Genomic DNA, 23,057 nt, shown 5'->3' on the forward strand with positions numbered 1-23,057 from the left:
CCGAAGGTGGCGTGATGAAGCGTCTGGTGGAAGATTGGGTCTATGGTGGCGTGCTCGCCGGCCTCACCCTGTGCGTGGTGGCGATCGGGCTGGCTGCTCGATTGGAGACAGCCGAGCTCGCCGTCTTCCTGCTGATCCCGATTTACATGCTCCACCAATACGAGGAGCACGCCGAGGACCGGTTCCGGCTTTTCGTCAACAAGATGCTCGGCGGCGGGGCGCCGCTGCTTACCCGCTTCGATGTCTTTGTGATCAACGTACCGGGTGTATGGGGCATCTACTCCCTGGTTTTCACCCTCGCTGTCACGGTCAATGCCGGGATAGGGCTGATCGCCGCCTACACCACCCTGATCAACGCTTTGGTTCACGTCGCGCAGGCCATCAGGATGCGCAGCTACAACCCCGGGCTCATCACCGCAATTGTCTTGTTCGTACCCGCATCCATCTGGTCGATCCTGACGCTTTCCGGTTCGGGAACGGGCTTCCATATCCTTGGACTTGCGGTCGGGCTGCTCATTCATGGACTGATCGTTGCCCATGTCGTCCGGCGGCAGCGCCTGACCCAACGAGCGACGGTCGATAAGCCGACCTCACCGTAAGATCATGGAAGAACCCGGGGGCCGCAGGCTTGGCCGTCGGTCGCATTTTGCAAACAAAACGGCCCCTTGCGAGGCCGTTTTTGCATTCTGATCGATGCTGCTCAGGTGAGCGGCGAAAGCTGGATCTCGACGCGACGGTTTTGAGCGCGACCCTCGGCGGTGGCATTGGACGCTACCGGACGGGTCTTGCCGAATCCCGTGACGGCGAAGCGGCGCGAATCGACGCCCTGGCCAGCCAGGTAGTTGGCGACCGCCAGCGCGCGGCGCTGCGACAGATCGAAATTATGCTGGTCGCCGCCGGTCGAATCGGTATGGCCGAACACGTCGACCGTGGTCTGCTTGAACTTCTTCAGCACCAGCGCGACCGAATTCAGCACCTGGTAGAAGCCGGGCTTCACCGCATCCTGATCGACGTTGAAGGTGATATCGGACGGCATATTGAGGATGATCTGGTCGCCGGAGCGGGTGACGCTGACGCCTGTGCCCTCCAACTGCCGGCGCAGTTCGGCTTCGTTCTGGTCCATGGTGGCGCCGATGGCGCCGCCGGCCAGCGCCCCGATGCCGGCGCCGATCAGCGCGTTGCGACGATCATTGCCGCCCGCAAGCAGGCCAAGGCTGGCGCCGGCCAAGGCGCCGAGGCCGGCACCGGCCGCCGTGTTGGAAATTTTCTGGTCGCCGGTATACGGATCGGTGGTGGTGCAGGCGCTCACCAGCACAGCCGTCGCCACGACGACGAGCACGGTCTTCTTCATAGGATTGTCCCTCTCCAAGTCACGCCTTGCGATGGCGCCAAATCAGCCCTTCGCGCGACTTGTACCATGAAATGCGGCGAAAAGCGGAACGAGAAAACACCGGCAACGGCTTTTCCCCGGGGCACGATTTTCCCGATTGGGCGTCCAGGAATCTACCAGAGATTCTTGCCGTCGATGGCCACCACTTCGACCTTGTCCAGGTCGAAATCGTCGAACAACCGCGAGTTGACGCTGATCTTGGGATTGTCGAAATCCGGCTCTCCGCTCGACCAGTCCGGTGTTTCGGTGAAGGTCCCGCAGCCGCAGGTGTCGCAAAAACCGTGCTTAACGGTCTTCGATCCCCACTGATAGAAGGAAACATTCTTCTGCGGCGTGAGGAGTTTGAACTGCGCAGGAGTGTAGTAGGCCCAAAGCGAGCCGCGTTTCGAGCAGAACGAACAAGTGCACTGCGTCAGCGTCTGCGGCGCTTGCGAAACCTCGAATATCGTCGCCTTGCAGTGGCAGCTTCCCTTGATGGTCATGGACGTCACCTCTCCCTTGTCCGCCGCCCGCAGGCAACGCAACACAAAGGAGCGGTCCTGGCAACCGTCCGTCAGCAGGCCCCCGCCCATCGCGGTCCGGGCCGGTCGCCGCTGCGCCTTTCGGGCCTAGTAGGAGCGCGGCGGCACGAACAGGCAGATCGTCTTACCCGCGTCGAGACCCGCTTGATGCGCGCACCAGTGGAATTCGCCGTCCGGGCTGTCCTTCACACGCTTATCGGTCATGGGGACAACTTCCCCCGTGCCGGCGATCACATAACCCTCGGGTTTTTCCAAAACCTCGCCCGTATGGGCCGTGCGGCAATCGTAGTTAGCGCAGCATGCGAATGGATAGCTCCAACCCAGCGGCTTCGCCGCTGTAGGCTTGGCGTCGTGGGCGAAGGCAGGCGCCATCGGCAACGCAATCGCTGCGATTGCAAGCAGGCAGAGCATGAGTCGGCCCACCGCGGCCCGAGCCGATTTTGATGGGGCAGCAGACATGGAAGCGCTCCTTTCGACGAGCATCAAGCGTTTCGCTTGCCCGTTCCTGAAACGTGTCTTCCCAGCGGCCGGATCGTCAGCAGGCATTTCTGCCGCGCCCGGCCATAGATGCTTTTGTCTCCCCTCGACCATGGATGGTGGGCCGATTTGTGAGTCGGCGCAAGAAACCACTGCATGCCGATGTCGCAGGCTGAATGCCGCGCATCGGCAACAGAAAACAGGCGCCGTCTCTTGATTGGATAGGCAGGCACAACCATGCCCAGCAGACGGGATCGCAGATAACGAGATTCAGCGAGAGAAGTTCCGGCCTATTCGCCAGCAGGTCCTGTGATCACGTGTTCGTCATACTGCGGCAGGCCGTCGCTGATCGTGTACCATGGCGCCTTGGAACCGACGAAGATATGCTCGGTCGGGCGGATGCTCGGGTTGTCGACGAGCGTTCCCATCGCGACATGGACGAAGGCGCCCTGGCGCACGACCGAATAGAGCAGCGAACCGCACCGCTTGCAGTGCGCGTCATGGCCGTTGTCGTCGCCGAAGACCAGCAACATGTCGTGGCCCTTGGTCAGGACAAACTTGGCGCGTTCGATGCCCGCGAAGGGCTTGAAAGCCGAACCTGTCGTGCGCCGGCAGTTCGAGCAATGGCAATTCGCCGCGTACAGGAACTCGTCAGCGACCGCATAGTGCACCGCGCCGCAGAAGCACTTTCCAACAAGCTTGCGAGCCATCATCCAATCCAAATGTGTGGCACTGTAGGCGCCGGCCCTAATCCAGGTCCGCCACCGCTTCCCCAGCACCACCCTCGATGCGTTGCGACAGCGAGGCTTCCATGAAGTCATCGAGGTCGCCATCGAGCACGCTCGACGGGCTGGTGCTTTCGACACCTGTGCGCAGATCCTTCACCAGCTGATAGGGCTGCAGCACGTAGGAGCGGATCTGGTGACCCCATCCAATGTCGCTCTTCGATGCTTCGGTGGCGTTGGCGACGGCTTCGCGCTTCTTCAGCTCTTCCTCGTAAAGCCGCGAGCGCAGCATCTCCCAGGCCTTTGCCCGATTTTTGTGCTGCGAACGTTCGGCCTGGCAGGCGACCGCTATGCCGGTGGCGAGATGGGTAATGCGCACCGCCGAATCGGTGGTGTTGACGTGCTGGCCGCCTGAACCGGACGAACGATAGGTGTCGATGCGCACGTCGGATTCGGAAACGTCGATCTCGATCGTATCGTCGATGACGGGATAGACCCAGACGCTGGCGAAGGATGTGTGCCGGCGCGCGTTGCTGTCATAGGGTGAAATGCGCACCAGGCGATGGACGCCGGATTCCGTCTTCAGCCAACCATAGGCATTGTGGCCCTTGATCAGCAGCGTCGCAGACTTGATGCCGGCCTCTTCGCCGTCATGCACTTCCAGCACCTCGACCTTGAAGCGGCGGCGCTCGGCCCAGCGCGTGTACATGCGCAGCAACATCGAGGCCCAGTCCTGGCTTTCGGTGCCGCCGGCGCCTGCGTGGATTTCGAGATAGGTGTCGTTGGCGTCGGCTTCGCCCGACAGCAGCGTCTCGACCTGGCGGGCCTTCGCCTCGCCTTGCATCGAGCGGATCGCTGCCTCAGCCTCGGCAACGACGCTCTCGTCGCCCTCTTCCTCGCCGAGTTCGATCAGGCCGATATTGTCTTCCAGCGCCTGGGTCAGGCCCCTGACCGCCGCGATGCCTTCCTCGAGGCCCTGGCGCTCGCGCATCAGCTTCTGCGCTTCCAGCGGTTCGTTCCAGAGGCTGGCGTCCTCGGCGCGGACGTTGAGATATTCAAGCCGCTTTATGGCCTGATCCCAGTCAAAGATGCCTCCTCAGCAGGGTAATTGCCTGCCTGATCTCGTCGACAATATTCTGCGTTTCCGCGCGCATGGCCTGATGTTTTATCCTGTTGCTGAAAGTGACGCCTGGTCGGCGCGATACATAGGGACGGCGCCGCCGCCTGTAAAGCAAATTGGACCGGCCCAGGGCCGGCCCAATCCTGCATGCATACCCGTCAGTAGAGGCCGCCGCCGCCCGACTGGATGGCCTGGTTGGCCTGAGGCGACAGCGCGCCGCCGGAGGCATTGGACCCGTCAGCGCCCATGCCGATCACCCAATAGCTGTCGGCTGGCCCGGTGCCCGGCTTGAAGGCCTCGATGATGGTGCCGGGATCGCCCGAATTGGCCCGCATGCCGGTCTTGCGGTTGATGGCGACCAGATTCATGCCTTCGGGAACCTTGAAGTCGACATTGGGCGTGCCATCCAGCGCCACGCGCATGAAATCCTTGAAGATAGGAGCGGCGAGGCCGCCGCCGGTGGCGCCATGGCCAAGGCCGCGCGGCGTGTCGTAGCCCATATAGAGGCCGACGACGAGGTTCGGCGTGTAACCGATGAACCAGGCGTCCTTTTCGTCGTTGGTGGTGCCGGTCTTGCCGGCGATGTGGCGTCCGAGCTCGGCGATGGTGGCGCCGGTGCCGCGCTGGACGACGCCTTCCATCATCGAGGTGATCTGGTAGGCGGTCATCGGATCGAGAACCTGTTCGGAATTATCGACAAGCTCAGGTTCGGGCTGGTTCTGCCATTCGGCCGCGTTGCAGCCTTCGCAGCCGCGTTCGTCCTGCTTGAAGACGGTCTTGCCGTAGCGGTCCTGGATACGGTCGATCAATGTCGGCTTGATCGACTTGCCGCCATTGGCCATGATCGAATAGGCCGAAACCATGCGCATCACCGTCGTCTCGCCGGAGCCCAGCGCCATCGGCAAATACGGCGCCAGATGGTCATAGACGCCGAAACGCTCGGCATATTCGACGACCAGCTTCATGCCCATGTCGTTGGCGAGGCGCACAGTCATCAGGTTGCGCGACTTTTCGATGCCGGAGCGCAGGGTTGCCGGACCAGCGACCGTGCCGTCGTAGTTCTTCGGCGTCCAGGTCGTGTTGCCGCTCTGGATGGTAATCGGCCCGTCCATGATCACCGACGCCGGCGTATAGCCATTGTCGAGCGCCGCGGAATAGACGATCGGCTTGAACGAAGAGCCGGGCTGGCGCATGGCCTGGGTGGCGCGGTTGAACTCCGACTGCGCGTAGGAGAAGCCGCCGACCATGGCCAGCACGCGGCCGGTGTGTGGATCCATGGCGATTAGGCCGCCTTCCACTTCGGGGACCTGGCGCAGGCTGTAGGCGTCGTCGGAGCCTTCGTTCTTCTGGACGAAGACGACGTCGCCCGGCTTCAGCACATCGGCCGGCGACTTGGCCCTGACCGTCTTGCCGCCGACCACATGGCGCATGGCAAAGCCCATGTCTTCCTTGCTGACGGTGCCTTCGACGCGCTCCTTGACGATGTCGCCCGACGCCTGGCGTGCCGGCTGCAAGCCAATCGACAGGCCGGATGCCGAACTGTCGAGCACGACTGCGAGCTTCCATTCGGGAACGTCTTCCAGTCCCTTCACATTGCCCAGCGGCACACCCCAGTCGCCGGACACGTCGATCGTCTTCAGCGGCCCGCGGTAGCCGCGCAGCGTGTCGTATTTGATCAAGCCGTTCTGCATCGCCTTGCGGGCGATGAGCTGGATCTTCGGGTCGAGCGTGGTGCGGACGGACAGGCCGCCTTCATAGAGCGCGTTCTCGCCGTAGCGGGCGATGATCTGGCGGCGCACCTCCTCGGTGAAGTATTCGCCGGCGAACAGATAGGTGCCGTTGCGGCGCGGTGTGACGCCGAGGGGCTCCGCCTTGGCCTTGTCGCCTTCCTCGCGCGTGACGTAGCCGTTCTCGACCATCTGGTCGATGACCCAGTTGCGGCGCTCAAGCGCGCGGTCGGCATGCTTGAAGGGGTGATAATTGTTCGGCCCCTTGGGCAGCGAGGCCAGATAGGCGGCCTCGGCCACGGTCAGCTCGTTCACCGACTTGTCGAAATAAGTGAGCGCGGCACCCGCCACGCCATAGGCGCCGAAACCGAAGAAGATTTCGTTGAGGTAGAGTTCGAGAATGCGGTCCTTGGAATAGGCCTGCTCGATGCGGAAGGCGAGGATCATTTCCTTGATCTTGCGCTCGTAGGTCTGGTCCGAGGTCAGCAGAAAATTCTTCGCCACCTGCTGGGTGATCGTCGAGGCGCCAACCTGACGCCTGCCCGAGCCGAAATTCTGCAGGTTGACGATGATAGCGCGGCCCAGGCCGGTCACGTCAATGCCGGGGTGGTTGTAGAAATTCTTGTCCTCGGCCGACAGGAAGGCCGCCTTGACGCGGTCGGGGATGGCCTGGATCGGCAAATACAGGCGCCGTTCGCGCGCGTACTCGGCCATCAGCGCGCCGTCCGAGGCATGGATTCGGGTGGTCACCGGCGGCTCGTACTTGGCCAGCACCTCATAGTCGGGCAGATCCTTGGACAAATGCCCGATATAGATGGCAACCCCCGCCGCGACCAGCAGGGCCAGCGTCGTGCCGATACCGAAGAAATAGCCAATGAGACGAATCATGCCCGCTCCAGTCCTTGGTTCGGGAATTTCCTAAACGAAGCCGCCTTCCGCGCAAGCATTCGAGCCGGTCCCAACCCGTAATGGAAAACCCATGTCGCTACCATGTGGGCAAAATACGGCAAGGCCGGATTTCGCGGCCGTGAGTCGGAAATAAAAGCGTCGGGTGTTGTCGCCGCGCAACGCTGCCTGTGGTTGCAGGCGTCGTCAGGCATTTCAGCCCCCGGTTCCCGTTCCGGCACGCGCGGAAGCGAACAGCGCGACGGCGTTGGTGATGCTTTGCGCCGCCTTGCCGCGCCAGTCGGCGTCGAGCAGTTGCGCCTCGTCCTTGGCATTCGAGAGATAGCCTAGTTCGACCAGCACGGAGGGGACGTCAGGCGCTTTCAGCACCTTGAACCCAGCGGAACGCTGCGGATTGTTGATGAGGCCGACGCTGGTCGACAACTGGCCGACCAGCGTGTGGGCGAAACTCATCGAAAAGGTGTGGGTCTCGCGGCGGATCAGGTCGATCAGGATATCGGTGACTTCCTTGTTGTCGTCCTTGATCACCATGCCGGCGAACTGGTCCGAGAGATTTTCACGGTCGGCAAGCGCCTGCGCTTCCGGATCCGAAGCCTTGTCGGAAACGGTATAGACGGTCGCGCCACGGATGCCCTTGAGGCTGATAGTGTCGGCATGAATGGAGATGAGCAGGTCGGCCTCATGCTGGCGAGCGATGCGCACGCGGTCGTCCAGCCGCAAATATTCGTCGGTGTCGCGCGTCATGAAGACATCGTATCTGCCGACGGCGGCGAGCTTGTCGCGCAGTTCCGTGGCGAAAGCCAGCGTGACGTTCTTTTCGACGGTGCCGTTCAGGCCCTCGGCACCGCCATCGACGCCGCCATGGCCCGGATCGATGACGACGGTGAAGCGATGGCCCGGATTGGAGACCGGCCCGGTGCCGACCCGCCCGCCCTTGTCGGTCGAAACCGTGGAACCGGTGGTCAGCGCCTGATTGGCAAGGGCAGTGTCGAACTCGCGTTCGGAGGCCGCCGACATGTCGATGGCGATGCGGTAGCCCGCGCCGTCCTCGTTCTTGAGAACATCGAGCTTGTCGACCGCGAACGGCCCCTTGCCGGTGAGAACCAGCCGCGACACGCCTGCCTCCAACTCACCCAGGCGCACGCCCTTGACCAGCCCGCGAGGCTTCAAATCCTTGGCATCGATGGCTAACTTCGTATTCGCCAGATCGATGACCAGACGATTGGGCCCGCGCAAAAGGAACCATTTGACGTCGGGCTCACGGTCGAAATCCATGACGATGCGCATCTTGGTGGCATCGCCCGCCATCTTGTAACCGGTTGCCGTGAGCGGGGCATCGGCGGCGTTGGCGACCAACGAGATGGTCATCGACAGCAGGAGGCAGAAGATCGCGAGCAAACGGCCGCCGGCACGACTGCCCTTGTCTGTGAAGCCTGCCAGTCCCATCTCTTTGCAGTCGCTCCCGGTTTGGCGCCAAGGCGCCCGGTCATGTAGTCGAAGTGCCGGTTAGGCCGCGAACTCGATTAACGATTGGTATCCAGAGAAGGTTAACCAAGCCTTTTCACGCGAGGCCCGAACCCGTGCTTACGTAGCGGAACCGCTTTTGCCGGCGTCGGAAATCGGGGTTGCCTTCCAACCCGCCAAATCATAAAAGCGATAGTGGATCACTGCAATCCTGGAACCGCCCTCCTCCGCAGCTTCCCGCTACAGGTGAGACGAAAGGCGGCTCCTTTCGCTCCATGCGAGAAGGGTTCAGGTGATCGCGACGAATTTCGCAGGTGTGCGCCCGTGGCGGGGGAATCGCCTGCGTGAGGAAAACGGCCGGGTTTGTCCCGCGCCGGCTCTGTATGAGCAAACAAGCTGGTCCGGTTTCCGGGCTTTGGTTCAAAAGGTTCTGCTGGTGACGATGGCTTCAAGCGCAATCATGGAAAGGTCCGCATCAAACCGCGCCAATATGGCTGCGGGCGGCACCGCCATGGCGCGCAGGCACCGTCCGGCGGACATTCAGACATCCGGCACCCACATTCATCCAGACACACAGCAGCGGCCCTTGCGCCGCAAGCTGCGGCTGACGGCTGCCGGGGGGAAACGAAATAATGCCCAACAAAATGCTGATAGACGCCTCCCACCCGGAGGAAACACGCGTTGTCGTCGTACGCGGTAATCGTATCGAAGAATTCGACTTTGAATCACAGGACAAGAAGCAGCTCAAAGGAAACATCTATCTCGCCCGCGTAACGCGCGTCGAACCCTCCCTTCAGGCAGCCTTTGTCGAATATGGCGGCAACCGTCACGGTTTCCTCGCCTTCAGTGAAATACACCCCGACTACTACCAGATCCCCGTCGCCGACCGTCAGGCGCTGCTGCGCGCCGAAGCGCAGGAAGCCGAGGACGAGGACGATGAGGACGGCGAAGGCGACGACCGCCAGAGCCGCGATCGCGGCCGGCGCGGGCGCCGGCGCGGCGGCAAGGGCCGCGACCGCGCAGAACACAAGCGCGATGCGAGCGGGGCCGATGCCGACGAGGCAACCGAAACGGCCGGCGAGGCAGGCGACGCCGACAATGGCAATGACGCCGTCTCGGAGAACATTTCCCACGGTTCGGAAACCATCGAACATGCGGCCGATATCCCGGAACAGGCCGCGGATGCATCCAATCGTGGCGAAGCCTCCCCCGAGCAGGGCGACGAATCTTCTGGGCAGGACGAAGGCGAGACCCGCGAGGGCGGCCCGACGTCGATCGCCGCCTCCGTCGACGCCGATGTGATTTCCGAACCCGTCCCGCTGACGGAACAGGGCAGCGAATCCAGCGACGATGATCGCGGCATGCTGGAAGAGGTTCAGTCTTCGCATCCGGACGATCACGAGGTCGAATCGGTCGGTGCCGAGGATGCCCTGGAGGAAGCGCGCAACCGCCGCAAGCCGATGCGCCGCCAGTACAAGATCCAGGAAGTGATCAAGCGCCGCCAGATCCTGCTGGTGCAGGTCGTCAAGGAAGAGCGCGGCAACAAGGGCGCAGCGCTCACCACCTATCTGTCGCTTGCCGGCCGCTATTCCGTGCTGATGCCGAACACGGCGCGCGGCGGCGGAATTTCGCGCAAGATCACCAGTGCTGTGGACCGCAAGCGCCTCAAGGAAGTGGTCGCCGATCTCGAAGTGCCGCAAGGCATGGGCGTCATCCTGCGCACCGCCGGCGAGAGCCGCACCAAGGCCGAGATCAAGCGCGATTATGAATATCTGATGCGGCTTTGGGAGAACGTGCGCAATCTCACGCTCCAGTCCACGGCCCCTGCCCTCGTCTACGAGGAAGGCAGCCTGATCAAGCGTTCGGTGCGCGACCTCTATAACAAGGACATCGACGAGATCCTCGTCTCCGGCGAAGAGGGCTACCGCGAGGCCAAGGACTTCATGCGCATGCTGATGCCGAGCCACGCCAAGGTGGTTCAGCCGTTCCGCGATACGACGCCGATCTTCGTGCGCAACGGCATCGAGGCGCAGCTTGACCGCATGCTGCAGCCGCAAGTGACGCTGAAGAGCGGCGGCTACATCATCATCAACCAGACCGAGGCGCTGGTCGCCATCGACGTCAATTCGGGCCGCTCGACCAAGGAGCACTCGATCGAGGACACCGCGCTCCACACCAATCTGGAAGCAGCGGAGGAAGTCGCCCGCCAGCTCAGGCTGCGCGACCTTGCCGGCCTGATCGTCATCGACTTCATCGACATGGAGGAGAACCGCAACAACCGCGCCGTCGAGAAGCGGTTGAAGGATCACCTCAAGAACGACCGCGCGCGCATCCAGGTCGGCCGCATCTCGCATTTCGGCCTGATGGAGATGTCGCGCCAGCGCATCCGCGCCAGCGTGCTGGAATCGACCATGAAGCCTTGCCCGCATTGCGGCGGCACCGGCCATGTGCGCTCCGATTCGTCTGTCGCGCTGATGGTGGTCAGGGCGATCGAGGAGTTCCTGCTCAAGGATTCGCGCAGCCACATCACGGTTCGTACGCCCGCGGCGACCGCGCTCTATGTGCTCAACCACAAGCGCGGCACGCTGGTGGAACTGGAAAGCCGCTTCGGCCTGACCATCACGCTCGAGGCCGACGACACGGTCGGTTCGCAGCATTATGCGATCTTCCGCGGCGCGCTGGCCGAAAAGCCGGAAGGCTTCGTCGAAGCACGCACCCTGCCGGCCTATGTCGAACCGGAAGAGCCCGAGGATGAGACCATCGTCGAGGAGGAAGACGAAGCACCGGCCCAGGCCGAACAGCCGCGTCAGCCGCAGCAAGGTCAGCACCAGCAGAGGCCCGGCGAAGAGGGCGAAGGCCGCGACCGCAAGCGCCGCAAGCGTCGCAGACGCCGCGGCGGCAAGGATCGCGATCGCGAGCATGGCCACATCGACGGCGCTTCCGTGTCCGCGCAGACCGACGAGTTGTCCACATCGGAAAACCTGTTGAGCCGTGACGAGGCGGAAGCCGGCGACGAGGCTCCGGTCCCCGCGGCCGGAACTGCCGAAACGGCGGAAGCATCCGACGAGGGCCAGGGCAAGAAGCGTCGCCGCGGCAAGCGCGGCGGCAAACGCAACCGGCGCGAGGACGGCGAAGGCGAGGCCGAGGCAAGCGCCGATGAAGCGACCGAACCTTCCGGGGTCGATGCTTCCGAAAGCGAGCCTGCGATCGAGCCGGTAACCGTCGTGGCTGCGGAAGAGCCGGTGGCTCCAGTGAGCGACGAGGCGACGACCGCCGAGAAGCCCAAGAAGCCGCGGCGCGCAGCCAAGCCGAAGAAGGCAGCCGCCGAGGCTGTCGCCGAGGAGCCGATCGCTGAACTGGCCGTTCCGGCACCCGCCGAGACGCCAGCCACGGCATCGGACGAGGCGGCGGCAGCGACCGCCGAGGAAACACCGAAGGCCCGTCCGTCACGACGCAAGCCGGCGGCCATCGATGCGCCGATCGTGCCGGTGGTTTCCTCGACCGTCGCCGAAGAGCCGGAAACCAAGACCGAAGAGAAGCCGAAGCGCGCCGGCTGGTGGCAGCGGAAAGGTTTCTTCTGAGATTTCAGCCCTTTGAACTGACTTCCTGAATAAAAAAATCCCGCGCCGGTCGAAAGACGGCGCGGGATTTTCATATCCGGTTTGCCGGAACGTTACGGCGCGAAGATCGACCAGTTCATCATTCTGGCAAGCTTTTCCAGGGCGATCGAGCCCAGCTTGGAATTGCCGTTGGCGTTGAGGCCGGGCGACCAGACGGCGAGCGAGGCGACGCCGGGCACGATGCCCAATATGCCGCCGCCGACGCCGCTCTTGCCCGGAATGCCGACGCGGAAGGCAAAATCACCGGAGCCGTCATAGTGGCCACAGGTCAGCATCATGGCGCCGATGCGGCGTGCCCGCTCGGCCAACACCACGGAATGTCCGGTCGCCGGATTCTTGCCGCCATTGGCGAGGAACCGACCGGCCATCGCCAGCTGCCGGCAGCTCATGGCGACGGCGCAATGATGGAAATAGACGCCGAGCGCCAGCTCCGGCGCATGATGAAGATTCCCGAAGGATTTCATGTAGTTGGCGAGCGCGAAATTGCGATAGCCGGTGGCGCGCTCCGACGCCGCCACCTCGCGGTCGATGATGATGGTATCGTCGTCGGCGAGGAACTGGATGAAGCGCAGGATCTCGCCGATCGCCTCGCGCGGCTGGTGGCCGGCAAGCAGGATGTCGGAAATGACAATGGCGCCGGCATTGATGAAGGGATTGCGCGGAATGCCGTTCTCATGCTCGAGCTGCACGATCGAGTTGAACGGATTGCCCGAAGGCTCGCGCCCTACCCGCTTCCACAGCGCGTCGCCGACATTGCCCAGCGCGAGCGTCAAGGTGAACACTTTCGAGATGCTCTGGATCGAAAAGGGCTGGTCGGCGTCGCCCGCCATCAGCACACGGCCGTCATTGGTGACGGCTGCGATGCCGAATTTCTTCGGATCAACCTTGCCGAGCTGCGGGATATAGGTGGCGACCTCGCCGCGATCGTTGCGTTCAGCCATTTCGGCCGCGACTTCGGCCAGGGCCTGCTCGAGTTCCGGCATGGATCTACCTCAGCCAGCGTTCGATGCGCGCCAATGCCTCGACCATGTCGTCATGGCTGCCGGCATAGGAGAACCGCATGGTGCGGTGCCCGGCCTGGGTGTCGAAATCACGGCCGGGCGTGGCCGCGACATGCGCCTCGGCCAGCATCTTGCGGGCGAAAGCCATGCTGTCATTGCTGTGCCGGGTGACGTCGCAAAAGGCATAGAAGGCGCCATCCATCGGTGCGGCCAGCGGAAAGCCGAGCTCCGGCAGACGCGTCATCAGGAGCTCGCGGTTCCAGGCATAGCGACCCTTGACCGCTTCCAGCTCCTCGGTAGCGGCAAAGGCCTCGATTGCGGCGACCTGCGACAGTTCCGGCGGCGAGATGTAGAGGCTCTGCGCAATGCGCTCGATGGGCCGCACCACCGCTTCCGGCAGCACCATCCAGCCGATGCGCCAGCCGGTCATGCAATAGTATTTCGAGAAGGAGTTGATCGCCGTGACACCGGTGCCAAAGGCGAGTGCGGTGGTGTCGGACGCCGCATAGGCCAGCCGATGGTAGATCTCGTCGGAGATGACGGCAATGCCGAGCGCCTCCGCCGTCCGGACCAGGTCCGCGAGATCATCGGCCGGAATGACCGCGCCGGTCGGGTTGGCCGGACTTGCGAACAGCACGCCCTTCAGCGGTTTTTCGCGATGCGCGGTCTCCAGGTGAGCGGCATGAAGATAGGCCGCATCGCCGAGCTCTATCTCGATCACTTCGATGCCCAGCGCCGCCATGATGTTGCGATAGGCGGGGTAGCCCGGCGCTGCGATGGCGACGCGGTCACCGGGATCGAACATTGCCAGGAAGGCGAGATTGAAGGCGGCCGAGGATCCCGTCGTGACCGCGATCCGGTCGGGCGCGACATCAAGCCCGTAGTGATCCCCATAATGTTCCGCGATCGCCTTGCGCAATCCAGCCAGGCCCAGCGCATCGGTATAGCCAATACGCCCGTCCTGCAAAGCCCTGGCCGCCGCGGCACGAACGCGGGCCGGAGCCGGATCGGACGGCTGGCCGACGGCCATGGAAATGACCGGCGCGCCCGTCGCTCTCAGCCGGTTCGCCTCGGCCAGCACATCCATGGCGTGGAAGGGTTCGACATTGCCACGGCGTGAGAGCGAAACGACCATTTTGACCTCGATCCGACGATTGAGCGCACCACGTCCTGGCGCATGCGCCGCACAAATGCCCGATTGGTGTGAGGATCACAAGTTGAGGAAGTTTTTCCGGTGCCGACTTTTCATCTTTCGCCCGCTCGTCTACCAGTGGACACGTCATGTTGAGCCGACCCAAATCGATGGTTGCCCGGGTAGCGCGCGTCGTTGCGACGCTTTCGCTTGGCGTCGCCGTCGCGGTGTCTGGTTCCATCAGCGCCTTGGCCCAGAACGTGCCGGTGGTGCGCGATGCCGAGATCGAGGCGCTGGTGCGCGACTACGCCCGCCCGATCTTCAAGGCCGCCGGTCTGGCGAATGACGGCATCGACATCGTCCTGGTCAACGACCAGAGCTTCAATGCCTTCGTCACCGGACGCAGGCTGTTCATCAACACGGGCGCCTTGATGGAAGCCGAAACGCCCAACGAGATCATCGGCGTCATCGCCCACGAGGCCGGCCATATCGCCGGCGGCCACCAGCAGAAACTGCGTGACCAGCTCGAGCGCGCCAAGACGATGGCCATCATCGCAACCTTGCTGGGCGCCGGCGCCATGGTCGCCGGGGCGACCACCAACAGCCGCGGACTTGCCGGCGCCGGCGTGGGCGTGGCGGCTGGCGGCGGCGAGATGGCGCAGCGCAGCATTCTCGCCTATCAGCGCACCGAGGAAATGACGGCCGACCGCTCGGCGATCACCTATCTCAACGCCACCGGCCAGTCCGGCATGGGCATGCTGAAGACGTTTCAGCGTTTCCAGACGGCCTTGTCGCTGTCGGGCGCGCAGGTCGATCCCTACCGGATCAGCCATCCAATGCCGCGCGATCGAATCTCCAACCTCGAAGTGCTGGTCAAGCAGAGCCCCTATCTCGACAAGGTCGATGCGCCGGCACTGCAATTGCGCCACGACATGATGCGGGTGAAGATCGCTGTCTACATGGAAGGCCAGGCCGCCGCGTCGCGGCTGATGCGAAAGATGCAGGGCAGCCTTGCCGCGCAGTATGGCGAGGCCCAATCGGCCTATCTTTTCGGCAACATCGCCACCGCACTCGCCAAGACCAACGCCTTGATCAAAGCCCAGCCCGGCAACGCCTATTTCCAGGAATTGCGCGGCGATATATTGATGAAGGCGAACAAGCCCAAGGAAGCTGCCGATGCCTACGCCAAGGCAGTCAGCCTCGACAAGGCGCGATCTGGATTGCTGCCGGTTTCGCTCGGCCAGGCGTTGATGGCGACGGGCACCCCAGACGCTCTGAAAAAGGCCGTGGTGCAGATCAACAACGGCTTGCGACGCGACAAGGAAAATTCCGTGGGATACCGCTATCTGGCGCAGGCCTATGGCGAATTGGGAGACATACCGGGCGCCGAGCTCGCCACGGCCGAGGGTCATTTCTATTCCGGTAACTACAAGGATGCGAAGATCTTCGCCATGCGAGCGCAGCAGCAACTCAAACGCGGCGAGCCGCGATGGATACGCGCCCAGGACATCATAAACTACAAGCCGTCGGGCAAGGTATAGTGAACCTTCCGGCCGTGCGCTGCGACGCAGCCAGATCGGAAAACAGGCAAAGGAACGGAACGATGAAAAAGGCACTGCTGCTGGGCACCACGGGAGTTGCGATAGCCCTTGCCATGCTGGCGTTCGGTTTCGTGGCCGGCAGCCCGCAAATCGCGGAAGCCGGTGCGGCGCAACCGCTTCAGACGGCAGCGGCCGATACCAAGATCGACCGCACCGAGGTCGAAGGCATCATCCGCGATTATCTCCTGAAGAATCCGGAAGTGCTGCTGGAAGTCCAGGATGCGCTCGAGGCCAAGCAGAAAGAAGAGCAGCGCATTGCCCATCTCGGCGTCATCAAGGGCGCCAAGGAGCAGATCTTCAACTCCTCCTTCGACGGCGTGGTCGGAAACCCGAAAGGCAAGGTCACGATCGTCGAGTTCTACGACTACAATTGCGGCTTCTGCAAACGCGCCATCGAAGACATGCAGGCGCTGACCAAGGCCGATCCGGACCTGCGTTTCGTGCTCAAGGAGTTCCCGATCCTCGGCCCGGATTCGCAGAAGGCCAGCGTCGTCTCGATGGCCTTCCACCTGATGATGCCGCAGAAGTACGGTGAGTTCCACAATGCGCTGCTCGGCGGCCAGGGACGCGCCACCGAGGCGGCGGCGATCAAGGTCGCGCTTTCGCTCGGCGCCGACGAAGCGACGCTGCGTGAAAAGATGAAGGACCCGTCCATCACCGAAGCCTTCTCCAAGACCTACGATCTCGCCAACAAGCTGGCGATCACCGGAACGCCGTCCTATGTCGTCGGCAACGAGGTCGTGTTCGGGGCGCTCGGACAGGAAGTCCTGGCGGAGAAGATCGAGGCGGCGAAAGCCGCGCTTTGATCGGCCGCGGGTTTTCTTCACGGGCGCATTTCTGCCTGTTGTGGACAGTGAAAGAACGCACTTGCGCTCTTTCCGCGGGCGTCTATGCCCATTATAGAGGGCCCAGCGCCGGTTTGACGCCGGTGCCGGAAAAGGTCGGCATTTTTTGAAAACGGTTTTCGTCCTGAACGGTCCCAATCTCAACGCGCTCGGCAAGCGCGAGCCTGGCATCTATGGCGGCAAGACGCTTGCCGCCATCGCGGAGGACTGCAGAGAGGCGGGCGCGGCGCTCGGGCTCGAAATCGATTTCCGCCAGTCGAACCACGAGGGCGACCTCGTCGACTGGATCCAGGAAGCCGGCGACAAGGCCGCCGGCATCGTCATCAATCCCGGCGCCTATAGCCACACCTCGATCGCGATTCACGACGCCATTCGTTCCGTGGCGCCGCTGCCGGTCGCCGAGGTCCATCTTTCCAATATCCATGCGCGGGAATCATTCCGCCACGTCTCCATGGTCGCGCCGGTCGCTGTCGGCATGATCTGTGGCTTTGGGCCGCTCGGCTACACGCTGGCGCTTCAGGCGCTGGCCGCACGCCTATGACCGGCCAACAAACAGAAGGCTCGAAAATGTCGATAAAGAAGACCGGTGTTGACCAGCAGCTGATCCGCGACCTGGCGGGCATACTGAACGACACCAATCTCACCGAGATCGAAGTCGAGCTGGGTGACCTGAAGGTGCGCGTATCGCGGCAGGCGCCGGCGGTTCACGCGATAGCCGCGCCGCAGCCGGCCTTTGCGCCGGCGCCAGCGGCCCAACCTGCCACCGCAGCCGTTCCGGCCGCGGCCGACGTGTCGAAAAACGCCGTGGCCTCCCCCATGGTCGGCACCGCCTACCTGGCGCCCTCGCCGGATGCCAAGCCGTTCATCGAGATCGGCCAGAACGTCAAGGAAGGGCAGACGCTGCTGATCATCGAAGCGATGAAGACGATGAACCAGATCCCGTCGCCGCGCGCCGGCACGGTGACGGCGATCCTGTTCGAGGACGCACAGCCGGTCGAATACGGCATGCCGCTCGTCGTGATCGAGTAGAGCGGCCCTAATGTTCCAGAAGATTCTCATCGCCAATCGCGGCGAAATCGCGCTTCGGGTGCTGCGTGCCTGCAAGGAGCTTGGCATCCAGACGGTGGTGGTGCATTCGACCGCCGACGCCGACGCCATGCATGTTCGGCTCGCCGACGAGAGCGTATGCATCGGGCCACCGCCATCGCGCGACAGCTATCTCAATATCCACCAGATCGTCGCCGCCTGCGAGATCACCGGCGCCGACGCCGTGCATCCCGGCTACGGTTTCCTGTCGGAGAACGCCAAGTTTTCCGACATATTGGCCGCGCATAACATTACCTTTATCGGTCCGACCGGCGACCATATCCGCATCATGGGCGACAAGATCGAAGCCAAGCGCACCGCCAAGCGCCTCGGCATCCCGGTGGTTCCCGGCTCCGACGGTGCGGTGACCGAGGAAAAGGAGGCCAAGCGCATCGCCGCAGAGATCGGCTATCCCGTGATCATCAAGGCGTCGGCCGGCGGCGGCGGACGCGGCATGAAAGTGGCGCATACCGAGGCCGACCTCGAAGTCGCCTTGCAGACGGCCCGCTCGGAAGCGGGCGCGGCCTTCGGCGATGACGCCGTCTATATTGAAAAGTACCTGCAAAAACCGCGTCATATCGAGGTTCAGGTGTTCGGCGACGGCTTTGGCCGGGGCGTGCATTTCGGCGAGCGCGACTGCTCCTTGCAGCGCCGCCACCAGAAAGTCTGGGAAGAGGCCAACTCACCCGCCCTCAACGCCGAGGAACGCTCGCGCATCGGCGATATCTGCGCCAACGCCATCGCCGACCTCGGCTATTCCGGCGCCGGCACGATCGAGTTCCTCTACGAGAATGGCGAGTTCTATTTCATCGAGATGAACACGCGCCTGCAGGTCGAGCATCCGGTGACGGAGGCTATCACTGGCATCGATCTGGTGCATGAGCAGATCCGTGTCGCCTCGGGCGGCGGTCTTTCGGTCAAGCAGGAAGACATCCGCTTCCAGGGCCATGCCATCGAGTGCCGCATCAATGCAGAGGATCCGCGCACCTTCACGCCCTCGCCCGGCACGATCACCCATTTCCACACGCCAGGCGGCCTTGGCATCCGTGTCGATTCCGGCGTCTATTCAGGGTACAAGATCCCGCCTTACTACGACAGCCTGATCGGCAAGCTGATCGTGCACGGGCGCAACCGCGTCGAATGCATGATGCGGCTGCGCCGGGCACTGGACGAATTCGTCGTCGACGGAATCAAGACGACGTTGCCGCTGTTTCGCGACCTCGTCGGCAACGCCGACATCGCCAATGGCGACTATGACATCCACTGGCTGGAAAAATATCTGGCCAAAGGCGAATAGCCCCGGACTTGCCGCTATAATGAAGCGATGACTCGCCCCTACGCGCCAGGCTATCGTATCCCGACCGACCTTCTGCTCAAGGCCTACGCCTCGGGCGTCTTCCCGATGGCCGAAAGCGCCGCCGATCCGGAAGTGTTCTGGGTGCGGCCGGAGACGCGCGGCATCATTCCGCTCGACCGCTTCCACACGCCGAAAAGTCTGAAGAAGGCGCTTCGGCGAAACCTCTTCGACATCCGTTTCGACTTCGATTTCGAGGCGACGATCGATGGCTGCGCCGAAAGGCGCGAGGAGCGCCGTTCCACCTGGATCAACGCGCCGATCCGGGAGGCCTATGTGCAGTTGCATCGCATCGGCCATTGCCATTCTGTCGAGGCCTGGCGCGAGGAGCGGCTGGTCGGCGGCCTCTACGGTGTCTCCCTGGGGAGGGTGTTCTTCGGCGAAAGCATGTTTTCCCGGGAAACGGATGCTTCGAAGATCTGCCTTGTGCATCTCGTCGAACGCCTGCAGGCGCGCGGTTTCGCACTGCTCGACACGCAGTTCACCACCGAACACCTCAAGCGCTTCGGCGCAATCGACGTGCCGCGCGGCAAATACGAGAAGATGCTGGCCGACGCGCTGAAGGGTGAAGCGGTGTTTTTCCCCTGATGATCCAGCCCGTCAGCGGACCTTCGTTTCCAGCGGAGCCTGCGAATGGAACATCATCTTCCAGCCGTTGACGCGATGGACATAGCCGGTGCTGACCAGCGCCGCGTAGGCTTCGCCATTGCCCCTCACGGCATGCGCCTCATAGGCCAGGATGACGATGTCGCTGCCTGGTTCGACCACGCCCTTGAGATCGATCTCGAGATCACGCCATCGCTTGGGATCGGCGGCGGTTTCGGCGAGATCGGCATTGCTCATGGTCTGGGCCATCCGCGGAAATGCCACGAGGCACTCGGTGTCGGCATTGGCCGCGAAAAATGCCGAATCGCCTGTCCAGAAGCCCTTTTCGAGCTCAAGCAGTTCCTTGATGCTGGCGGTGATCCGCTTTCTGGCAGACATTGGAAAATCCTCCCGGCGCGCATCGTATGGCCGTCAGGGCCCCAACGCGTTGCCGTCAGGGCGGTTCCGAAGGATCAGTTGGTGCTGGTCGTAGGCGGTTCCGTTGCTTCCGGCTCGGTCGCAGCCGGAGCGGCCGTGGCATTCGGCTGGGCCGTATCGGGCTTGGCCGCCTCGGTCTTGGCCGAATCGGGCGCTGGCACATCCGACTTCTGCTTGCAGGCTTTCAGCCAGACGTCATAGACGGCATGCTCCACGGCATTGAGACCAGGGCTTTCGGCAAACATCCAACCGGTGAAGATGCGGCGGATCTTGCGGTCGAGCGTGATCTCGTCGACTTCGACAAAGGAATCGGTCTTCGGTTCCTCGTTCTGCGGCCGGGAGTAGCAGACGCGCGGCGTCACCTGCAAAGCACCGAACTGTACCGTCTCGTCGATATAGACGTCGAAGGTGATGATGCGGCCGGTGATCTTGTCGATGCCGGCGAATTCGGCGACCGGGTTGGTGATTCGGTCCGATCCCGGCGCCGGCGCGGGTGCGGCCGGCGTTGGCGAAGCGGCAAGTGCCGCGGTGCTAACGGTGAGCCCGGCGGCTACCATCAGTGCGCCCATCGATGTCAGGCTGAAAATGCTCATGCAGGGATACCGGTGGTTAGCGCCCGGGTGATTCTCTATCACAAAGGCTAGTCGCCGTTTTCTGATCAGCAAGCAGCTAAACACCAATTGTGGCGATAAAGGACCGACGCCCGCTTATGATCCGGGCGTCCAGGCGTCGTAGTCGCCGGTGACCTGCGGGCGGTGCTGGTTGGTCAGCACCGAGCCCTTCGGACGATAGGCTGAGGGCGAGCCGGTCAGGTTCGGTTGATGTGGCTTCTGCCAGTCGCGCGGCTTGTAATCGTCGCTCGGCGGCGCGACGTCGACGCGGTGATGAATCCAGCCGTGCCAGCCGGGCGGGATAGAAGAAGCCTCGGAATAATCGCGATAGATGACCCAGCGGCGCGTGCGTCCTTCGGAATCGACACCGCCTTCGTAGTAGACGTTGCCCACCTCGTCCTGCCCGACCTTCCTGCCGTGCCGCCAAGTGTGCAGGCGCGTACCAAGCGTCTGGCCGTTCCACCAGGTGAAAAACTGCGTAAGGAAAGTCTTCATCTTCAAACCCTCGCGCCGATGGCGTCCGTTTCCTGCTTATGGCGTCAGCCCTTCGTGAAGGCAAGGGGCTTGCCGCCAAGAGGGCGCAAATGGCGCGCCGGTAAGGCAACACAAGCCTGTGATGCATTGCCGGCGCCGTATGGTGCTTGCCAAGCACCCTCAGCCTTTCTAAAGCTCTGCGCGCGCCCCGTGCGGGTATCCGGCCGACCGTTGGCCGAGGGAGGTGACGATTGGCCAGGAAATCGCCGACCGCCGACATTCGCATCGGTGCCGACGCCATTCGCCGCCGAAAGCGTGACGTGCCGATCGTCTGTCTCACCGCCTATACCTACCCCATCGCCCGCCTGCTCGACGAGCATGTCGATCTGCTCCTCGTCGGCGACAGCGTCGCAATGGTCCTGCATGGCCACAAAACGACGCTGGGCGCCTCGCTGGAGATGATGATCGCGCATGGGCAAGCGGTGATGCGCGGCTCGGCCAGGGCTTGCGTCGTCGTCGACATGCCAGCCGGCAGCTATGAGGATTCGGCTGCCCAAGCGGTTGCCTCGGCGCGGCGTATCGTTGGCGAAACCGGCTGCCAGGCTGTGAAACTCGAGGGCGGCGTCGGTATGGCCCGGCAGATCGCCGCGGTCGTCGATGCCGGCATCGCGGTCATGGGCCATATCGGCCTGCTGCCGCAATCCGTCGAGAAGGATGGCGGCTACAGGATCAAGGGCCGGACCGACGAGAATGCGGCAGCGCTGTTTGCCGATGCGCGCGCCGTCGAAGAAGCCGGCGCCTTTTCGATGGTCATCGAGGGCACGGTCGAAGCGGTCGCGGCCGAAATCACCCGCCGCATCGCCATTCCGACTATCGGCATCGGCGCGAGTGGCGTTTGCGACGGCCAGATCCTGGTCATAGACGACATGGTCGGGCTCACCGTCGACCGCGTGCCGAAATTCGTCAAGGAGTACGCCGATTTGCGCAGCGTGGTCTCGCAGGCGGCCGCACGTTACGCCAGCGAGGTACGAGACCGGACATTCCCCGGTTCCGAAAATGTGTTTTCGGCCACCTTGGGCAAGGACAACCGATGAGCCGGCCCCTCGTCGTCGACACGGTCGCCGGCCTTCGCGCGCGGATCCGCGACTGGCGGCGCGACGGCCTTCGCGTCGCCATGGTGCCGACAATGGGCGCCTTGCACGAAGGGCACCTGTCGCTGGTCAGGATCGCGCTTGAAAGAGCCGAGCGCTGCATCGTCTCGATCTTTGTCAACCCGACGCAGTTCGCGCCGAGCGAGGATCTCGACAAATATCCACGTCAGCTCGCCCGCGATCTCGACCAGCTGGCTTTGGCCGGAGCCGATCTTGCCTACACGCCTGGGGTTGGTGAGATGTATCCTGCCGGCTTTGCCACCAAAATCTCGGTCGGCGGTCCCTCCGCCGGGCTCGAATCGGATTTTCGACCGACTTTTTTCGAAGGCGTCGCCACCGTCGTGGCGAAGCTGCTCCTGCAGGCGTCGCCCGACGTCGCGGTCTTTGGCGAAAAGGATTATCAGCAATTGTGCGTCGTCAGGCAGCTCTGCCGCGACCTCGACCTGCCCGTCGAAATCATCGGCGCGCCGACGATCCGCGACGCGCATGGCCTCGCCATGTCATCGCGTAACGCCTATCTCGGTGAGGCCGAACTCCAGATCGCCCGCCGGCTCAACGTGATCCTCCGCAAGGCAGCTGCGGCGCTGGCGGCCGGCGCCGACCAGAACGGCGCGACAGGCGAAGCCAGCCGCGCCCTACTCGCGGCCGGCTTCCACAAGATCGATTATGTCGAAGCTCGCGAGAGCCGGACGCTGACGCCGTGGCGCCGCGGGCACGAGGGCCGCCTGCTCGCCGCCGCCTGGCTGGGCAAGACCAGGCTGATCGACAATGTGGACGTCTCCACCAGTTAGGCTGCGGCTCGATCGCTGAATTCGACCGCCGGATTGCG

General features: G+C 63.2%; 22 protein-coding genes. 10 read left to right on the forward strand and 12 right to left on the reverse strand.

Annotation, left to right across the window (positions count from 1 at the left end):
* Positions 1-14: 14 nt before the first annotated feature.
* On the forward strand, positions 15-599 hold the full coding sequence (locus FJ942_RS13070; protein WP_210239750.1) for an HXXEE domain-containing protein: 585 nt from the start codon (positions 15-17) through the stop codon (positions 597-599).
* A gap of 101 nt (positions 600-700) precedes the next feature.
* On the opposite strand, the gene FJ942_RS13075 is transcribed toward FJ942_RS13070, so the two are convergent.
* The 7 genes from FJ942_RS13075 to FJ942_RS13105 form a co-directional block, all read right to left on the reverse strand.
* Complete coding sequence (locus tag FJ942_RS13075; RefSeq protein WP_140493627.1) at positions 701-1,351, reverse strand: OmpA family protein; 651 nt, start codon at positions 1,349-1,351, stop codon at positions 701-703.
* A 152-nt stretch (positions 1,352-1,503) separates the two neighbouring features.
* Positions 1,504-1,872, reverse strand: coding sequence for a GFA family protein (locus FJ942_RS13080; RefSeq protein WP_140493629.1), 369 nt, complete (start codon positions 1,870-1,872; stop codon positions 1,504-1,506).
* A 126-nt stretch (positions 1,873-1,998) separates the two neighbouring features.
* The gene (locus FJ942_RS13085; protein WP_140493631.1) at positions 1,999-2,370 is read right to left on the reverse strand and encodes a hypothetical protein; all 372 of its coding nucleotides are present in this window, start codon (positions 2,368-2,370) and stop codon (positions 1,999-2,001) included.
* A gap of 308 nt (positions 2,371-2,678) precedes the next feature.
* Positions 2,679-3,098 carry a GFA family protein gene (locus FJ942_RS13090; protein ID WP_140517633.1) on the reverse strand — a complete coding sequence of 140 codons (420 nt, stop codon included), beginning with the start codon at positions 3,096-3,098 and terminating at the stop codon, positions 2,679-2,681.
* A gap of 37 nt (positions 3,099-3,135) precedes the next feature.
* A protein-coding gene (prfB, locus tag FJ942_RS13095; protein WP_140493636.1) for a peptide chain release factor 2 occupies positions 3,136-4,267 on the reverse strand; the annotation gives its coding sequence in 2 pieces (ribosomal slippage) (positions 3,136-4,200 and positions 4,202-4,267; 1,131 coding nt in all).
* Between the two features lie 124 nt (positions 4,268-4,391).
* Complete coding sequence (locus FJ942_RS13100; protein WP_140493638.1) at positions 4,392-6,848, reverse strand: penicillin-binding protein 1A; 2,457 nt, start codon at positions 6,846-6,848, stop codon at positions 4,392-4,394.
* Between the two features lie 213 nt (positions 6,849-7,061).
* Positions 7,062-8,312 carry an N-acetylmuramoyl-L-alanine amidase gene (locus FJ942_RS13105; RefSeq protein ID WP_140493640.1) on the reverse strand — a complete coding sequence of 417 codons (1,251 nt, stop codon included), beginning with the start codon at positions 8,310-8,312 and terminating at the stop codon, positions 7,062-7,064.
* 650 nt (positions 8,313-8,962) lie between these two features.
* On the opposite strand from FJ942_RS13105, the gene FJ942_RS13110 reads away from it, so the two are divergent.
* A complete protein-coding gene (locus FJ942_RS13110; RefSeq protein ID WP_140897921.1) occupies positions 8,963-11,911 on the forward strand; it encodes a ribonuclease E/G in 2,949 nt (982 codons plus the stop codon).
* A gap of 92 nt (positions 11,912-12,003) precedes the next feature.
* On the opposite strand, the gene FJ942_RS13115 is transcribed toward FJ942_RS13110, so the two are convergent.
* Both FJ942_RS13115 and FJ942_RS13120 read right to left on the reverse strand, forming a co-directional pair.
* On the reverse strand, positions 12,004-12,933 hold the full coding sequence (locus FJ942_RS13115; RefSeq protein WP_140897923.1) for a glutaminase: 930 nt from the start codon (positions 12,931-12,933) through the stop codon (positions 12,004-12,006).
* 4 nt (positions 12,934-12,937) lie between these two features.
* Positions 12,938-14,086 carry an aminotransferase class I/II-fold pyridoxal phosphate-dependent enzyme gene (locus tag FJ942_RS13120; protein WP_140493653.1) on the reverse strand — a complete coding sequence of 383 codons (1,149 nt, stop codon included), beginning with the start codon at positions 14,084-14,086 and terminating at the stop codon, positions 12,938-12,940.
* 146 nt (positions 14,087-14,232) lie between these two features.
* Between FJ942_RS13120 and FJ942_RS13125 the strand changes: the two genes are divergently transcribed.
* The 6 genes from FJ942_RS13125 (at position 14,233) to aat (ending at position 19,557) form a co-directional block, all read left to right on the forward strand.
* Entirely contained in the window at positions 14,233-15,624 is a 1,392-nt protein-coding gene (locus tag FJ942_RS13125; RefSeq protein ID WP_140493655.1) for a M48 family metalloprotease, read from the forward strand.
* A 62-nt stretch (positions 15,625-15,686) separates the two neighbouring features.
* Positions 15,687-16,490 carry a DsbA family protein gene (locus FJ942_RS13130; RefSeq protein WP_140493657.1) on the forward strand — a complete coding sequence of 268 codons (804 nt, stop codon included), beginning with the start codon at positions 15,687-15,689 and terminating at the stop codon, positions 16,488-16,490.
* Positions 16,491-16,635: 145 nt separating this feature from the next.
* A complete protein-coding gene (aroQ, locus tag FJ942_RS13135) occupies positions 16,636-17,070 on the forward strand; it encodes a type II 3-dehydroquinate dehydratase (RefSeq protein WP_140517638.1) in 435 nt (144 codons plus the stop codon).
* A gap of 26 nt (positions 17,071-17,096) precedes the next feature.
* A complete protein-coding gene (gene accB, locus FJ942_RS13140) occupies positions 17,097-17,558 on the forward strand; it encodes an acetyl-CoA carboxylase biotin carboxyl carrier protein (RefSeq protein WP_140493661.1) in 462 nt (153 codons plus the stop codon).
* Positions 17,559-17,568: 10 nt separating this feature from the next.
* Positions 17,569-18,912 carry an acetyl-CoA carboxylase biotin carboxylase subunit gene (accC, locus tag FJ942_RS13145; RefSeq protein WP_140493663.1) on the forward strand — a complete coding sequence of 448 codons (1,344 nt, stop codon included), beginning with the start codon at positions 17,569-17,571 and terminating at the stop codon, positions 18,910-18,912.
* A 27-nt stretch (positions 18,913-18,939) separates the two neighbouring features.
* A complete protein-coding gene (aat, locus tag FJ942_RS13150; RefSeq protein WP_140517639.1) occupies positions 18,940-19,557 on the forward strand; it encodes a leucyl/phenylalanyl-tRNA--protein transferase in 618 nt (205 codons plus the stop codon).
* A gap of 12 nt (positions 19,558-19,569) precedes the next feature.
* Here aat and FJ942_RS13155 read toward each other — a convergent pair whose 3' ends face one another.
* The 3 genes from FJ942_RS13155 to FJ942_RS13165 form a co-directional block, all read right to left on the reverse strand.
* On the reverse strand, positions 19,570-19,953 hold the full coding sequence (locus tag FJ942_RS13155) for a hypothetical protein (RefSeq protein ID WP_140762323.1): 384 nt from the start codon (positions 19,951-19,953) through the stop codon (positions 19,570-19,572).
* A 74-nt stretch (positions 19,954-20,027) separates the two neighbouring features.
* The gene (locus FJ942_RS13160; RefSeq protein WP_140762326.1) at positions 20,028-20,585 is read right to left on the reverse strand and encodes a DUF2155 domain-containing protein; all 558 of its coding nucleotides are present in this window, start codon (positions 20,583-20,585) and stop codon (positions 20,028-20,030) included.
* A gap of 114 nt (positions 20,586-20,699) precedes the next feature.
* Complete coding sequence (locus FJ942_RS13165) at positions 20,700-21,098, reverse strand: NADH:ubiquinone oxidoreductase subunit NDUFA12 (RefSeq protein ID WP_140493670.1); 399 nt, start codon at positions 21,096-21,098, stop codon at positions 20,700-20,702.
* Positions 21,099-21,328: 230 nt separating this feature from the next.
* Between FJ942_RS13165 and panB the strand changes: the two genes are divergently transcribed.
* Positions 21,329-22,171 carry a 3-methyl-2-oxobutanoate hydroxymethyltransferase gene (panB, locus tag FJ942_RS13170; RefSeq protein ID WP_140517641.1) on the forward strand — a complete coding sequence of 281 codons (843 nt, stop codon included), beginning with the start codon at positions 21,329-21,331 and terminating at the stop codon, positions 22,169-22,171.
* Entirely contained in the window at positions 22,168-23,019 is an 852-nt protein-coding gene (gene panC, locus FJ942_RS13175; RefSeq protein ID WP_140517642.1) for a pantoate--beta-alanine ligase, read from the forward strand. Before panB ends, panC begins: the two co-directional genes overlap by 4 nt.
* The last annotated feature ends 38 nt before the right edge of the window (positions 23,020-23,057 follow it).

The organism is Mesorhizobium sp. B2-4-2 (assembly GCF_006442845.1).
In the GTDB taxonomy this organism is placed as follows: domain Bacteria; phylum Pseudomonadota; class Alphaproteobacteria; order Rhizobiales; family Rhizobiaceae; genus Mesorhizobium.